General features: G+C 66.1%; 13 protein-coding genes. 2 read left to right on the forward strand and 11 right to left on the reverse strand.

Going from position 1 to position 15,601, the window contains the following annotated elements:
- Positions 1–35: 35 nt before the first annotated feature.
- The 5 genes from CBY09_RS17845 to CBY09_RS17865 form a co-directional block, all read right to left on the reverse strand.
- The gene (locus CBY09_RS17845; RefSeq protein ID WP_094290920.1) at positions 36–899 is read right to left on the reverse strand and encodes an LOG family protein; all 864 of its coding nucleotides are present in this window, start codon (positions 897–899) and stop codon (positions 36–38) included.
- A gap of 93 nt (positions 900–992) precedes the next feature.
- Entirely contained in the window at positions 993–1,379 is a 387-nt protein-coding gene (crcB, locus tag CBY09_RS17850) for a fluoride efflux transporter CrcB (protein WP_094290921.1), read from the reverse strand.
- A 39-nt stretch (positions 1,380–1,418) separates the two neighbouring features.
- Entirely contained in the window at positions 1,419–2,729 is a 1,311-nt protein-coding gene (locus CBY09_RS17855; RefSeq protein WP_205734165.1) for a TRAP transporter large permease, read from the reverse strand.
- A 68-nt stretch (positions 2,730–2,797) separates the two neighbouring features.
- Positions 2,798–3,334, reverse strand: coding sequence for a TRAP transporter small permease (locus CBY09_RS17860; RefSeq protein ID WP_094290922.1), 537 nt, complete (start codon positions 3,332–3,334; stop codon positions 2,798–2,800).
- The gene (locus tag CBY09_RS17865) at positions 3,334–4,347 is read right to left on the reverse strand and encodes a TRAP transporter substrate-binding protein (RefSeq protein WP_094290923.1); all 1,014 of its coding nucleotides are present in this window, start codon (positions 4,345–4,347) and stop codon (positions 3,334–3,336) included. The genes CBY09_RS17860 and CBY09_RS17865 overlap by 1 nt, the downstream gene beginning before the upstream one ends.
- A gap of 183 nt (positions 4,348–4,530) precedes the next feature.
- Between CBY09_RS17865 and CBY09_RS17870 the strand changes: the two genes are divergently transcribed.
- Together CBY09_RS17870 and CBY09_RS17875 are read left to right on the forward strand one after the other, a co-directional pair.
- Entirely contained in the window at positions 4,531–5,061 is a 531-nt protein-coding gene (locus tag CBY09_RS17870; protein ID WP_094290924.1) for a winged helix DNA-binding protein, read from the forward strand.
- Positions 5,062–5,153: 92 nt separating this feature from the next.
- Positions 5,154–8,804, forward strand: a complete 3,651-nt coding sequence (locus CBY09_RS17875; RefSeq protein ID WP_094290925.1) for a hydantoinase B/oxoprolinase family protein — start codon at positions 5,154–5,156, stop codon at positions 8,802–8,804.
- Positions 8,805–8,855: 51 nt separating this feature from the next.
- Here the strand turns inward: CBY09_RS17875 and mnhG are convergent, their stop codons facing one another.
- The 6 genes from mnhG to CBY09_RS17905 all read right to left on the reverse strand — a co-directional run bounded on the left by mnhG (position 8,856) and on the right by CBY09_RS17905 (position 15,256).
- On the reverse strand, positions 8,856–9,257 hold the full coding sequence (gene mnhG, locus CBY09_RS17880) for a monovalent cation/H(+) antiporter subunit G (protein WP_094290926.1): 402 nt from the start codon (positions 9,255–9,257) through the stop codon (positions 8,856–8,858).
- Positions 9,254–9,532, reverse strand: coding sequence for a K+/H+ antiporter subunit F (locus CBY09_RS17885; protein WP_094290927.1), 279 nt, complete (start codon positions 9,530–9,532; stop codon positions 9,254–9,256). The genes mnhG and CBY09_RS17885 overlap by 4 nt, the downstream gene beginning before the upstream one ends.
- Complete coding sequence (locus CBY09_RS17890) at positions 9,529–10,059, reverse strand: Na+/H+ antiporter subunit E (protein WP_094290928.1); 531 nt, start codon at positions 10,057–10,059, stop codon at positions 9,529–9,531. Before CBY09_RS17890 ends, CBY09_RS17885 begins: the two co-directional genes overlap by 4 nt.
- On the reverse strand, positions 10,056–11,741 hold the full coding sequence (locus CBY09_RS17895; RefSeq protein WP_205734166.1) for a monovalent cation/H+ antiporter subunit D: 1,686 nt from the start codon (positions 11,739–11,741) through the stop codon (positions 10,056–10,058). Before CBY09_RS17895 ends, CBY09_RS17890 begins: the two co-directional genes overlap by 4 nt.
- Before the next feature lie 192 nt (positions 11,742–11,933).
- Positions 11,934–12,299, reverse strand: coding sequence for a Na+/H+ antiporter subunit C (locus CBY09_RS17900; protein ID WP_094290930.1), 366 nt, complete (start codon positions 12,297–12,299; stop codon positions 11,934–11,936).
- Complete coding sequence (locus CBY09_RS17905) at positions 12,290–15,256, reverse strand: monovalent cation/H+ antiporter subunit A (protein WP_094290931.1); 2,967 nt, start codon at positions 15,254–15,256, stop codon at positions 12,290–12,292. The genes CBY09_RS17900 and CBY09_RS17905 overlap by 10 nt, the downstream gene beginning before the upstream one ends.
- Between the last annotated feature and the right edge of the window lie 345 nt (positions 15,257–15,601).

The following is a 15,601-nucleotide window of genomic DNA, read 5'->3' on the forward strand; positions in this document are numbered from 1 at the left end:
TGCCGTGGGGCACGGCGCCCGCACAGCCCCGTGGCTCAGAGCTGGTAGAAAGCCCGGATCAGATCCCAGGCTTCCTGCGGGTCGTCGGTGTAGTGGAAGAGTTTCAGGTCCTGCGCCGAGATCGTGCCTTCTTCCACCAGCACGTCGAAGTTGATCAGGCGCTTCCAGTAGTCCGTGCCACACAGCACGATGGGCACGGGCTTGGCCTTGCCGGTTTGCACCAGGGTCAGCACCTCGAACAGCTCATCCAGCGTGCCAAAACCGCCGGGGAACGCCACCAGCGCCTTGGCACGCATCATGAAATGCATCTTGCGCAGCGCAAAGTAGTGGAACTTGAAGCTCAGCGAAGGGGTGATGTAGCGGTTGCCGCTTTGTTCGTGGGGCAGGGCGATGTTCAGGCCCACGTTGGGTGCGCCGACCTCGTGGGCGCCCCGGTTGGCGGCTTCCATGATGCCGGGGCCGCCGCCCGTGCAGATGTACAGCCGGTCTGCGGGACGCTGGCGTTCGCTGTACGCGGCCACCAGCTGGGCAAACTGTCGGGCCAGGTCGTAGTGGCGGGCATTGCGCACCGCGAGCTTGGCGCGTGCAATCTGCGTGGCGTCCCCCGTGGCTTCGGCGGCTGTCAGGGCCTGGGCGGCGTCTTCGGGGGCCATGAAGCGGGCGCTGCCAAACACGACGATGGTGTTCTCGATACCTTGTTCGGTCTGCCCCAGGTCAGGCTTGAGCATCTCCAGCTGAAAACGGATGCCCCGCGTTTCGCGGCGGAACAGGAATTCGGGGTCGGCAAAGGCCATGCGGTAGGCGTCGGCCTGCAGCGGGTTGCCGTTGGTGGCGTGGTTGTGCAGCTCGGCCCAGGCATCGGCCAGGCGGCGTTCGTTGAGTTGGGTGTTGGCTTCCATGGCGGATGGGCGGGACGGATGCCCGCTGTTGCAGTGATCGGTGGGTTGGGCGAGGAGGCTAAGAACCTGTTCTAGAGCCTGTCTGCCAGATTATCAGCTACGGCCTGCGAGCAAAAAGGTAGCGGTCTGTATGCCGCACACCGTCAGCGCGAGCGAGCCGAAGAGGTGAAGGCCCGTGGTGCCCGCTGCCAGCAGATAACGCTGCTGCTGGAGCATGCCCACCACTTCTGCCGAGAAGCTGGAGAAGGTGGTGAGCCCCCCAAGAAACCCGGTCACCAGTGCCAGGCGCCAGGCAGGGTCCAGCTGGGGGAGGGCCTGGAAGATGGCCACACAGACCCCCACCAGGTAGCCGCCGATGAGGTTGGCCGCCAGGGTGCCCCATAGCAGCGCGGACCCCCCGGTGTTCAGCCACAGGCCCAGACGCCACCGGGCCAATGCACCAATGCTGGCTCCGAGGGCGATGGCGAATGCTGCGAACATGAGGGAGGGATCGTACCGCGCGCAGCTTGGTGAACTGTGCTACTTCTCCACGCCCATGACGAGGTCGGGCAGGATGGTCACGATCTGCGGAAAGAGGGTGATGAGCGCAATGCAGATCACCAGGCACGCGAAGAACGGGATGGCCGCCCGCGCAATGGTGTTGCTGTCCTTGCCCGTCATGTTCTGCAGCACAAAGAGGTTGAAGCCCACGGGCGGCGTGACCTCGGCGATCTCGACCAGCAGGATCACGAAGATGCCGAACCAGATCAGGTCGAAGCCAGCCTGCTGGATCATGGGGAGCACCACCGCGCTGGTGAGCACGATCATGCTGATGCCATCGAGCGCGGTGCCCAGCACCAGGTACACCACCACCAGCACGCTGATCAGCGCGAAGGGCGACAGGTGCATGCTGTTCACCCACTCGGCCAGCTCGCGCGGGATGCCGGTGAAGGCCATGGTCTTGGTCAAAAAGGCGGCGCCGGCCAGGATGAACATGATCATGCAGCTGGTGCGCGTGGTGCCCATCAGCCCGTCCTTGAAGTTCTGCCAGGTCAGCGAGCGGCTCCACAGCGCCAGGCCCAGCGAGCCCAGCACGCCGAACGCCGCACACTCGGTGGCCGTGGCATAGCCGGTGACCAGCACCGCCACGATGAATACGATGAGCACGCCCACGGGGATCAGGTTGCCCGACTTGCGGATCTTCTCGCGCAGGGTCGATGGCGGGTCGGCCGCGGGCACCTTGTCGGGGTTGCGCAGGCTCCACCAGCCGATGTAGCCCGAGAACAGCAGCATCAGCAAAATGCCTGGCAGGAACCCGGCCAGGAAGATGCGGATGATGGAGGCATCGGCCGCCACCGCGTACACCACCATGGTGATGGAAGGCGGGATCAGGATGCCCAGCGTACCGGCCGTGGCCAGCGAGCCCAGCGCCAGCCGCTCGTCGTAGCCGCGCCTCTTGAGTTCGGGCAGCGCCACCTTGCTGATGGTGGCGCAGGTCGCGGCCGACGAGCCCGAGACGGACCCGAAGATGCCGCAACCCAGGATGGTGGTGTGCATCAGCCGCCCCGGCACGCGGTTGAGCCAGGGGCGCAGGCCCTCGAACATCTCTTCCGACAGTTTGGTGCGAAACAGGATCTCGCCCATCCAGATGAACAGCGGCAGTGCCGCCAGCTCCCAACTGGCATTGCTCTCCCAGAAGGCCGAGAACAGGTTTTTGGCCGGCTGCGTGGAGGTGAAAAAGGCCTGGCCCACCCAGCCGCAGATGGCCAGCGTCATGGCGATCCATACGCCACCGGACAGCAGCACCAGCATCAGCAGGAGTAGGACGCCGCCCACCATCAGAATATCCATGTCGTGCTTTCTTGTGGCCCCTGTCCCCGCAACGGGGCAGGTCACCTGTTGTTATTGGGAGTGACGGGTCAGATGTCGGAAGAGAAGTCGCCCTTGGCGTGGCGCTCTTCGACGGCACGCACAAAGGTGGGCACGCCGCCGCGCAACACGATGATGAGTTCATCGACCACGGCCACCCACAGCAGGATGGAGCCGAGTGCAAAGCTCAGCTGCGGAATCCACAAAGGCATGGGCAGCAGCCCTTGCGAGATGTCGTTGAACTCCCAGCTCTCGTAGGTGTAGCTGCACGCGGCCCACATGAGGTAACCCACGGCCACCGCACCAATGCTCAGCGCAACGGTTTCAAGCTGGCGGCAGCGGCGCGGCGGGAGCTTTTCCAGGATCAGCGTCACGCGCACGAAGTCGCCGTGTTTGAAGGCGTGGGCCATGGCCATGAAGGCGGCCGCCGCGCAGAACCAGGCCACGATGTCGTTGATGGCCCCCGTGCGCAGGCCCAGTTCGCGCATGATGCTTTGTGCCACCATGAGCACGCAGATCAGCACGATGAAGCCCGCGCCCAGAGCGCCTGCAGCCAGGTAGATGCGGTCGAGCCAGCGGCGCAGCATCACTTCTTGGCCGGTGCAGCGGCAGGGGCGCTCTTGCGGTAGGCGGCAACAATGGCCTCACCTTCCGGCCCGGCCTTCTTGAGCCAGTCGGCCAGCATGATCTCGCCCACCTGGCGCATGTCAGACATGAGCTTGGGCGCAGGGGTGACGATCTTCATGCCTTTTTCGGTCAGTGCTTTTTTGTACCACTCGGTCTTCTCGGCGCTGACCTTCCAGCCGCGCTCTTCTGCCTCGGCCGATGCCTTGAGCAAGGCGTCCTGGCTGGGCTTGTCCAGCGCATCGAAGGCCTTCTTGTTCACGATGACCGCGTTCTTCGGCAGCCAGGCCTGGGTGTCGTGAAAGAGCTTGATGCTTTCGTAGATCTTGCTGTCGTAGCCGGTGGAACCCGAGGTCATGGTGGCCTCGACCACGCCCGTGGCCAGCGCTTGCGACAGTTCGGCCGCCTGGATGGTCACCGGCTGCGCGCCGATCAGCTCGGCGATCTTGGCCGTGGCGGGGCTGTAGGCGCGCCATTTGATGCCGCGCAGGTCGGCCACCGAGGTCAGTTCCTTCTTGGCGTAGATGCCCTGTGGTGGCCAGGCCACGGCATACAACAGCTTCATGCCCTGGGTGCCGAGCAGCTTGTCCAGCGAGGACTTCTGCGCGTCGTACAGGCGCTTGGAATCCGCATACGAGGTGGCCAGGAAGGGGATGCCATCCACGCCGTACAGCGGGTTTTCGTTCTCGAAATTGCCCAGCAGGATTTCGCCAGCGGGGGCTTGCCCGCCTTGCACGGCGCGCTTGATTTCGTTGGCCTTGAACAGCGAGGCGTTGGCGTGTACGGTGATCTTGAGCTTGCCTGCGGTGGCTGCATCCACGTCCTTGGCGAACTGCACCAGGTTTTCCGTGTGGAAGTTGCTCACGGGGTAGGCCGCAGCCAGGTCCCACTTGGCCTGGGCCATGACCGACGTGGCGGTGAAACCGCAGGCCAGGGCCAGGCCGAGGGCAGTGGCGGGGAAGATTCGACGCTTCATGGGGTGCTCCGCAAGTAAGGGACGTGGGGTGAAGGGACTGTCGGCGACTGTATAGAAAACAGCCCGTGGCGACATAGGTGTTTTGCCTAAACGCTGACAAATTGCCAACAAATTATTGGTGACTTGCCTACAATGCCCCATGCATATCCCGTGCCAGATTCGACTATTGCAAAGGCGGTGTTCATGAAAACTGGGGCCAAGGACAAGGGCGATTCCGGTCCGATCGTGTCGTCTGCGCACCTGGTGTCGGCGCAGAGCGCGGAGATGAGCGAGTTCGAGTTCGGTCTCATCGTGGCGGGCAATGCGTTCCACCGCTGGGTGGTGCACTGCATGGCGGCGGCGGGGCTCAAGGACCTGACGCCGCTCGACGTGGTGGTGCTGCACCATGTCACACACCGCGCGCGCGACAAGCGCTTGGCCGACATCTGCTTCATCATGAACGTGGAAGACACGCACCTGGTGAACTACTCGCTCAAAAAGCTGCAGACCCTGGGCGTGGTCGCCTCGCAGAAGAACGGCAAGGAAGTCACCTACGCCGCCACCGACACCGGCCGCGCCTATGTGCAGCGCTACCGCGAGATCCGCGAGAGCTGCCTCATCGATGCCTTGAATGCCGATGACGCGCTCAACCGCGACATCGGCGAACTGGCCCGTTTGCTGCGTGTGCTCTCGGGCATGTATGACCAGGCAGCGCGCTCCGCAGCGTCGCTGTGACAACCTGCCCCTGGTTTCTGGTTTTTTGAATGAAATGCAGCTGTAGCGCAGGTAGTGAATGCGCTGGCAGCTATTGATTAGATAGCATCATCATGTCCCAACAAGTTTCTCCTTTGTCCCGCTGGCAGTTCTGGATCGACCGGGGCGGCACCTTCACCGACGTAGTGGGAAAGCGCCCGGACGGCACCTTGGTCACGCACAAGCTGCTGTCCGAGAACCCCGAGCAGTACAAGGACGCGGCCGTGGCCGGCATTCGCCACCTGCTGGGCCTGAAGCCCGGTGAACCGGTGACCCCTGCGCTGGTGGAGTGCGTGAAGATGGGCACCACCGTGGCCACCAACGCGCTGCTTGAGCGCAAGGGTGAGCCCACTTTGCTCATCACCACCAAGGGTTTTAAAGACGCGCTGCGCATCGCCTACCAGAACCGCCCGCGTCTGTTTGACCGCCACATCGTGCTGCCCGAGTTGCTGTACGAGCGCGTGATCGAGGCCCAGGAGCGCATGGGCGCACACGGCGAGGTGATCGAGCCGCTGGACGAAGCCCACCTCAAGGAACGCCTGTGGGCGGCCTACGACGCAGGCCTGCGCAGCGCGGCCATCGTGTTCATGCACGGTTATCGCTACACCACACACGAAGAAGCCGCCGCCCGCATTGCGCGCGAAGCGGGCTTCACGCAGGTCAGCGCATCGCACGACACCAGCCCCATGATGAAGCTGGTGAGCCGGGGCGACACCACCGTGGTGGATGCGTACCTGTCGCCCATCCTGCGCCGCTATGTGGACCAGGTGGCGAGCGAAATGCCGGGCGTCAAGCTGTTCTTCATGCAGTCGTCGGGCGGCCTGACGGATGCGCAGGTGTTCCAGGGCAAGGACGCGATCCTGAGTGGCCCTGCAGGTGGCATTGTCGGCATGGCGCGCACCGCCGGTTTGGCAGGCCACGACAAGGTCATCGGCTTTGACATGGGCGGCACCAGTACCGACGTGAGCCACTACGCAGGCGAGTTCGAGCGCGAGTTCGAGACCCAGGTGGCGGGCGTGCGCATGCGCGCACCCATGATGAGCATCCACACCGTGGCGGCCGGTGGCGGCTCCATCCTCGGTTTTGACGGCGCACGTTTTCGCGTCGGCCCCGAAAGCGCGGGTGCCAACCCTGGCCCCGCCAGCTACCGCAGGGGCGGCCCGCTGGCCGTGACCGATGCGAACGTGATGGTGGGCAAGATCCAGCCCGCGCATTTCCCCAAGGTGTTTGGCCATGCGGCCAACGAGGCGCTTGACCGCGATGTGGTGGCGCAGAAGTTTGCGCAGCTGGCGGTGCAAAGCGGCCGCTCGCAAGAAGACGTGGCCCATGGCTTCATCCAGATCGCCGTGCAGCAGATGGCCAATGCGATCAAGAAGATCAGTGTTGCGCGCGGGTATGACGTGACGCGCTACACCCTGCAGTGTTTTGGCGGCGCGGGCGGCCAGCATGCGTGTCTGGTGGCCGATGCTTTGGGCATGACGCGCGTCTTTGTGCACCCGCTGGCGGGCGTGCTCAGTGCTTACGGCATGGGCCTCGCCGACCAGAACGTGATCCGCGAACAGGCGGTGGAAACCAGGCTCGTGCCAAACGCGCTCGCTGGCATCGAAGCCACGCTGGACCAACTCGCTACCACCGCACGCACCGAGCTGGAGCGCCAGCAGGTGGGCGCGGGCACTGCGGTGGTGCACCGCCGTGTGCATGTGCGCTACGAGGGCAGCGACTCGGCACTCATCGTGCCGTTTGGCTCGCTGGCCGAAATCACCGCCGCGTTCGAGAACGCCTACCGCCAGCGTTTTGCGTTCCTCATGCAGGGCAAGGGTCTGGTGGTGGAAGCCGTGTCGGTCGAGGCGGTGGTGCCCGGCGACGCGCCCGTGGAGCCGCGCCACGCGCTGCAACCCGCGCGCGAGGTGCCGCGCCGCAGCACCGTGCGCATGTACACCGGCGGTGTGGACGGCGTGCCCGCGTGGCACGACGCCGCCCTGGTGGTGCGCGAGGATTTGCGCCCCGGCGATGTGATCCCCGGCCCGGCCATCATTGCCGAGAAGAACGCCACCACCATCGTCGAGCCTGGCTGGGAGGCCGCGTTGACAGACCTGGACCACCTGCTGCTCAACCGCCGTGTGGCGCGCGCTGTGCAACACGCCGTGGGCACCACGGTGGACCCGGTGCTGCTGGAAGTGTTCAACAACCTGTTCATGAACATCGCCGAGCAGATGGGCCTGCAACTGCAGAACACGGCGTACTCGGTGAACATCAAGGAGCGGCTCGATTTCAGCTGCGCGCTGTTCGACACGGCGGGCAACCTGATTGCCAACGCGCCGCACATGCCCGTGCACCTGGGCTCCATGGGCGAGAGCATCAAGACGGTGATCCGCGAGAACGCGGGCAAGATGCAGCCCGGCGACGTGTTCGTGCTCAACGACCCGTACCACGGCGGCACCCACCTGCCCGACATCACGGTCATCACCCCGGTCTACATCGCTGACGAGGCCACGCCCACTTTTTACGTGGGCAGCCGCGGCCACCACGCCGATGTGGGTGGCACCACGCCGGGCTCCATGCCGCCGTTCTCCACGCGCATCGAGGAAGAGGGCGTGCAGATCAACAACGTGAAGCTGGTGGAGCGCGGCGTGCTGCGCGAGGCGGAGATGGTTGCGCTGCTCGAAAGCGGCGAATACCCCAGCCGCAACCCGCAGCAGAACATGGCGGACTTGCGCGCGCAGATCGCGGCGAACGAGAAGGGCCAGCAGGAGCTGCGCCGCATGGTGGGCGAGTTTGGGCTGGACGTGGTGCAGGCCTATATGCGCCATGTGCAGGACAACGCCGAGGAATCCGTGCGCCGTGTGATCACGCGCCTGAAGGACGGCCAGTACACGCTGCCGCTGGACAACGGCGCGCAGATCAGTGTGGCCGTGAAGGTGGATGCCAAGAGCCGCAGCGCCACCATCGACTTCACCGGCACCAGCCCACAGCAGACGAACAACTTCAACGCGCCCACGGCGGTGTGCATGGCGGCGGTGCTGTATGTGTTCCGCACGCTGGTGGACGACGATATTCCGCTGAATGCTGGGTGCCTCAAGCCGCTCAACGTGATCATCCCGCCGGGCAGCATGCTCAACCCCAATCCGCCAGCCTCGGTGGTGGCGGGCAATGTGGAGACTTCTACCTGCATCACCAACGCGTTGTATGGCGCGCTGGGCCTGATGGCGGCAGGGCAGTGCACCATGAACAACTTCACCTTTGGCAGCACGCGCTACCAGTACTACGAGACCATCTCGGGCGGCAGCGGCGCGGGTGGGGTGTGGGATGCGAATGGGCAGCTGGCGGGTGGGTTTGGCGGCACCAGTGTCGTGCAGTGCCACATGACCAACTCGCGCCTGACGGACCCCGAGGTGCTGGAGTTCCGCTTTCCGGTGCGGCTGGAGGGCTACGAGATCCGCAAGGGATCGGGCGGTGCGGGCCAGTGGAAGGGTGGCGACGGCGGCATCCGCCGGGTGCGCTTTCTGGAACCGATGACGGCCAGCATCCTGTCGAACGGCCGCCACCATGGCGCGTTTGGCATGGCGGGCGGCCAGCCGGGGGCCGTGGGCATCAACAAGGTGGTGCGCAGCGATGGTCGCGTGGAACTGCTGGACCACATCGGCCAGGCCGAGATGCAACCGGGCGACGTGTTTGAAATCCACACGCCGGGCGGCGGCGGCTTCGGATTCGCAGACCAAAAATAGTGATAAAAATGGCTGCTTGCGCGCGTCCATCAAGCGCAAGCAGCTATCAAATCAGGAGTCTTTGGCATCTGCAGGCGCTGCAGATGCCTTGGGCTGGCTCAGGCTGGGAGGCACATCCAGCCCCATCTGCCGCGCGCGGAACAGCGCCGCGCGCATCAAGAAGATCGACATGATGGGCACCGTGATCGCCACGAACACGGCGATCAGCAGTGCATGCAGCGCCAGGCTGCGGTCGGCCACCGAGAAGTACAGCACCGTGCCATGCATGATCAGCCAGCAGCCCAGCGTAGCGATGATGGCGGGGGCGTGTACCCGTTCAAAAAACGTGGGCAGGCGCAGCAAGCCGGTGGAGCCCAGCAGGGCCAGCCCGGCGCCCGCCAGCACCAGCAGGGCCACGATGATTTCAAGCCAGAGCGGCAGCACGGCGACGGCAGTGGTAGCGGCGTCGGTCATTCGATCACCTCGCCACGCAGCAGAAACTTGGCCATGGCCATGCTGCCCACAAAGCTGAACAGCGCCAGCAGCAGCGCGGCCTCGAAGTAGTTCTTGCTGCCATACAGCAGGCCCAGCACCAGCATCACGAGCATGCCGCTCAGGTACATGCAGTCGAGCGCCAGCACGCGGTCTTGTGCCGAGGGGCCCTTGAGCAGGCGCACCAGCGCGCAGCCCATGGCCAGTGCCAGCATGAACAGGGCGATGGGGAGGGCCCAATCCAGTATCGGGGTCATTCAAAAATCTCCATCAAGGGGGCCTCGTAGCGCTGCTTCACGTCGGCGATCACGGTGGTGGGGTCGTCCAGCTCCAGCACGTGCAACAGCAGCATGCTGCGGTCCAGCGACAGCTCGGCCCAGGCGGTGCCGGGGGTGATGCAGACGATCATGGCCAGCACGGCCAGCGCGTTGGGGTCGCGCACATCGAGCGGGATGTGCACAAACCCTGCAGGGTGGCGCCTGCGGCCGGGCGCCAGCAGCAGGCGGGCCACGGCCAGGTTGGAGCGGGTGGTGTCGGCCACCACCGTGAAGGCCAGGCGCAGCACGGCGCCGGGTTTGCGCACGCGCACCGGCAGCGGGCGTAGCCCGGCCGTGAGCAGCGGAATCGCCAGCGCGAGCACGCTGCCCAGCACGAAATGCCCGGCACTCAGGCTGCGGTTGAGCAGCAGCCACAGGCCCAGCAGCGCCAGCGACAGCAGGGGCGCGGGCACCAGCCGCTTGAAGGGCCGGGGCGATGCAGGGGTGTTGGAGGACTCTGGCTTCATGGCAGGCTGCCCCCCGGTGCGGCGGCAGGCTTGGTGGGCGGATTGGGCACGGGGTCGGCCGTCATCACGGCGCGCACATACCCGGCGGGCGCGTGCAGCGCGTCGGCCGTGGCCTGGGTGTAGCGCATCACGGCCCCGGCCTGCCAGGCCAGCGCCGCGCAGGCGCTCAGCAGCAGGGCAATGGGCAAGCCCTCCAGCACCAGCAGCTTGGGGGCCGAGCGGTCGTGCGCGGCCCAGAAGTGGCGGATGCCTGCGCGGGTCAGGGCCACCAGCGCCAGCAGGCCCGAGGCCACCAGCAGGGCCACCAGCGTCCAGCCCGCAGCACCCAGCTGGAACCCGCTGGATGCGCCCAGCCCCAGCGGGTTGAGCAGCGCATGCACCATGGCGAACTTGCCCACAAACCCCGGCAGCGGTGGCAGGCCTGCAATGATCAGCGTGCAGGCGATGAAGGCCAGGCCCAGGAAGGCGGCAGCGGCCGGAATCACCTGGCCGATCAGCGCCTCCTCCTTGTCGTCGAGGTTCATGCCTTCGGTGGGCATCAGATCGGCCGACAGGAACGGCGCGTCGTCGGTCTGCTCATAGGGGGCGAGGTTGGAGCCGTCGTTGCGCCAGCGGTCGATCAGGTCGGTGAGCAGGAAGAGGGCACTTACCGCCAGCGTGGAGCTGAGCAGGTAGTACAGCAGCCCGCCCGTGAGCAGGTTCTGGCCGAAGCCCACGGCGGCCAGCAGCGTGCCCGACGACAGGATGGCCGCAAAGCCCGCGATGTGCCCCAGGCGCTGCGAACCCAGCATGCCGATGGCGCCAAACGCCATGGTGAGCAGGCCGCCGCCAATCAGCCACTGGCTGCCAAACTGGGCCGAGTCTCCGGCCTCGGCGCCGAACAGCAGCGTCCACAGCCGCAGCACGCTGTACACGCCCACCTTGGTCATCAGCGCAAACAGCGCGCCCACGGGCGCCGTGGCTGCGCTGTAGGCGGGCACCAGCCAGAAGTTGAGCGGCCACACGGCGGCCTTGATGAGAAACGCCACCGCCAGGATGGCCGCCGCCGCATGCAGCAGGCCCCGGTCTGCGGGCGCAATGCCCGCAATGCTCTGCGCCAGGTCGGCCATGTTGAGCGTGCCGGTGATGCCATACAGCATCGACACCCCGATCAGGAACAGCGACGAGGCCGCGAGGTTGATGGCGATGTAGTGCAGCCCGGCAGACACGCGAGGGCGCCCCGAGCCATGCAGCAGCAGCCCGTAAGACGCCGCCAGCATGATCTCGAAGAACACAAACAGGTTGAACAGGTCGGCCGTGAGGAAGGCACCCGCGAGCCCCATGAGCTGGAACTGGAACAGCGGGTGAAAGTGCACGCCCGCGCGGTGCCAGCGCGCCGCCGAGAACAGCACGGTGGCCAGCGCCACGGTGCTGCACAGCACCAGCATCATGGCCGAGAGCCGGTCGATGGTGAGCACGATGCCAAACGGCGCGGGCCAGTTTCCCGGCAGGTACACGCCCAGGCTGCCGGGCAGGTTGGGGTCCTTGGCCTGCACCAGCAGCAGCACAGCCACCACCAGGCCCAGCAAGGTCGAGGTGATGTTGAGCGTGACCTTGGTGCGCTGGCGTTCTTCGCGCAGCAGCAGCATGAGCCCGGCAGTGAGCAGGGGCAGCGCGATGGGGGCGAGGATCAGGTGCGGCATCAACCGCTCAAGTAGAAATCCTGTGAATGTCATGTCATTTGTCCAAGGCGCTGCGCACGAAACTGGCACGCGCCAGACCAGGGCAGCCTAGCAAGGGCCGCCCCGCAGCGAGGGCTGCGTCCCCCTGCCCGCAGTGCGCAGCACTGCGAGAGCGGGGGGAAGGCGCGCAGCGCCTCAGGGGGGTGTTCTTCATCAAGGCATTTCCTGGGCGTCTTTGGCGCGGCTGCCATCCACATGGTCGGTGCCCGCCATGCCGCGTGAGGCCAGCAGCACCACCAGGAACAGGGCCGTCATGGCAAAGCCGATCACGATGGCAGTGAGCGTGAGCGCCTGGGGCATGGGGTCGGCATAGTGGGCCAGGTCCTGCGGCAGGCCGGGCTGCAGCACGGGCTCCTTGTCAATCGCCAGGCCCAGGCGGCCCATGCTGAAGATGAAGAGGTTGACGGCGTACGACAGCAGCGACAGGCCCATGATGACCTGGAAGGTGCGGGGTCGCAGCAGCAGCCACACACCCGAGCCGGTGAGCACGCCAATGGCCAAGGCCAGTATCAGTTCCATGCAGTTTCTCCCCGGGTGGTGGGCACCGTGGCGGCAGCAGCCTGTTCTGCCGCCTCGTCGTCGGCGCGCGCATTGTTGTAGCGGTGGCTGCGCACCGACTGGTGGGCAATGCCGGTGAGGATGAGCATGGTCGAGCCCACCACCAGGGTGAACACGCCGATGTCGAAGAACAGCGCGCTGGCCACATGCACCTCGCCCACGAGGGGCAGGTGCAGGTGGGCCGTGTGGCTGGTGAGGAACGGGTAGCCCCAGGCCCAGGCGCCCAGGCCGGTGGCCAGTGCGGCCAGCAAGCCTACGCCGATCCAGCGGCGTGGATAGAGGGGCAGGTGGGCCTCGACCCAGGACGTGCCCGAGACGATGTACTGCAGCAGCAGCGCCACCGAGAACACCAGCCCCGCCACAAAGCCGCCACCGGGCTCGTTGTGGCCGCGCATGAAGAGGTACATGGACACGAGCGTGGCAAACGGCAGCAGCAAGCGCACCAGCACGGCGGGTACCATGAGGTAGCCCACGGCGGTGTCGGCGGTCTGGCGCGGGTTGGCCAGGTCGGTGTCCACATCGGCGGGCAGGGCGCGCTGCTGGGGTGGCAGGTCCATCACCTCGCGCGCGGGGCGGAAGCGCCGCAGCAGCGCATACACCGTGAGCGCCACGATGCCGAGCACCACGATTTCGCCAAAGGTGTCGAAGCCCCGGAAGTCCACCAGCATCACATTGACCACGTTGGTGCCGCCGCCTTCGGTGAGTGCGCGCTCCAGGAAGAAGGTGGAGGTGCTGTCAGGGAAGGGGCGGCTCATCATCGCAAACGACAGCAGCGCCATGCCTGCGCCCGCGCTCAACGCCAGTGCCAGGTCCCGGTAGCGGCGCAGCTGGGTCCGGCGCTCTTCGGCCAGGGTGGGCACGCGCAGGCTTTCGTCGCGGCGGGGCAGCCAGCGCAGGCCCAGCAGGATGAGGATAGTGGTCACGATTTCCACCACGATCTGCGTAAGCGCGAGGTCGGGGGCTGAGAACCAGAGGAAGGTCAGGCACACGCACAAACCCGCGCCGCCCAGCAGCGTGAGGGCGGCCAGCCGGTGGTACTTGGCCTGCCAGGCCGCCGCCACAGCGCACACGGCGCCCAGCAGCCACAACAGCGCAAACGTGGGCGACAGCGGCAGTTGTGCGCGGTCGCCAATTGGCAGGCCACGCGCCCACAGGGGCAGCGTACCCGCCACCAGAGCGGCTGTGGCCAGCCATAGCATCTGCCACTGCAGGCGGCCGGTGCCCAGCAGGCGGCGGCCGTTGCGGCCCGCCAGTGTGAGGGCCGCCAGCAGGTGCTCGAACATGCGCTGGCCGCTCAGGCGGTGCATGAGCGGGGGCGCGTCCAACCTGCCCTGCGCCCGTTGGCGGCGCAGCAGCGCATACAGCGCTATGCCGCCGCCCAGCGCCACCAGGCTCATCACGAACGGGGTGTTGAAGCCATGCCACACCGCCAGGCTGTAGGTGGGCAGCTCGCCGCCCACCACGGGCCGCGCGGCAGCGGCCAGGTAGGCCCCCACCGACCAGGCGGGCAGCGTGCCCACCACCAGGCAGGCCAGCACCAGCAGTTCGACCGGAACGCGCATCCAGTGCGGTGGCTCATGCGGTGGGCGCGGCAGGTCGGTGGCGGGTGGGCCAAAGAACACATCCACCGTGAAGCGCAGCGAATACGCCACGCTGAACATGCCAGCCAGCGTGGCGGCCACGGGCAGCAGCCATTCAAGCAGCGGCGTGGTGTTCACGTACACCGTCTCGGCAAAAAACATTTCCTTGGACAGGAAGCCGTTGAGCAGCGGCACACCTGCCATGGCGGCGCTGGCCACCATGGCCAGGGTGGCGGTGATCGGCATCATGGTGCGCAGGCCCGACAGGCGCCGGATGTCGCGCGTACCACTTTCATGATCCACGATGCCTACGGCCATGAACAGCGAGGCCTTGAAGGTGGCGTGGTTCATGATGTGGAACACGGCGGCCACGGCCGCCAGCGGGCTGTTGAGGCCCAGCAGCAGGGTGATGAGGCCCAGGTGCGAAATGGTGGAGTAGGCCAGCAGCCCCTTGAGGTCGTTCTGGAACATGGCCGCATAGCCGCCCACGAGCAGTGTGGCCAGGCCCGCACCGCCCACCAGCCAGAACCACTCTTCCGTGCCCGACAGCGCGGGCCACAACCGGGCCATTAGGAACACGCCGGCCTTCACCATGGTGGCCGAGTGCAGGTAAGCCGACACGGGCGTGGGCGCGGCCATGGCGTTGGGCAGCCAGAAGTGGAACGGGAACTGCGCGCTTTTGGTGAGCGCGCCCAGCAGGATCAGCACCAGGGCCGTGAGGTACAGCGGATGGTTCTGGATGAGCTGCCCGGCCACGAGCACATGGTCCAGGTCATAGCTGCCCACGATGTGGCCCAGCACCAGCATGCCCGCCAGCATGGCCAGCCCGCCTGTGCCCGTCACCGTGAGCGCCATGCGTGCACCGCGCCGCGCATCCTTGCGGTGGTGCCAGTAGCCGATCAGCAAGAACGAGAACAGGCTGGTCAGCTCCCAGAAGAACGCGATCTGGACGATGTTGCCCGAGAGCACCACGCCCGCCATCGCGCCCATGAAGGCCAGAAAAAACGAGAAGAAGCGCGGCACCGGGTCGGCGGGCGACATGTAGTAACGCGCATACAGCACCACCAGGCTGCCCACGCCCAGCACCAGCATGCAGAACATCCACGCGAAGCCATCCATGCGGATGACGAGGTTCAGGCCCAGTGCGGGCAGCCAGGCCAGTTCCTGCCGGATCACGCCACCGTCGGCAATCTCGGGGAAGTAGAGTGCCGCTTGCACCGTGCAGAACAAGGCAATGAGCCCAGCGAGTGTGGACTCGGTGTTGCGGGCATTGGCGGGCAACACTGCCGCCAGCAAGCTGCCGATGAAGGGGAGGAGGATGAGGGTGATCAGGGGCATGCGCGAATGATTCTAGGGCGTGTCCCCCTTCAATTCCCCCACGCGCTGGCGGTGCAATGCGGATGGATGCGCGAAGGGGGGCGCGGCCAATAGCCTGGCTATTGGCAAGCCGCCCGACAAAGCAGACGCCGCATTGCGCAGCCAGCCCGAAGGGAAAGCCATCCAGGCCGCACATTGCGTCGTTGCCCTTCGCTTGTGTAGCCAAGCTATACGACTCTCAGGGCGCCTAGCACTGCACGGCCTGGATGGCTTTCGCGTGGGGGAATTGAAGGGGGAAACGCCCTGGGGGCAGCCCCTAAAAACCCTGCCCAGCCCTTGGCGCTGTGCCTGTGATGAGCGCAAAAA

This window comes from Acidovorax kalamii, from assembly GCF_002245625.1.
Lineage (GTDB): Bacteria > Pseudomonadota > Gammaproteobacteria > Burkholderiales > Burkholderiaceae_C > Acidovorax > Acidovorax kalamii.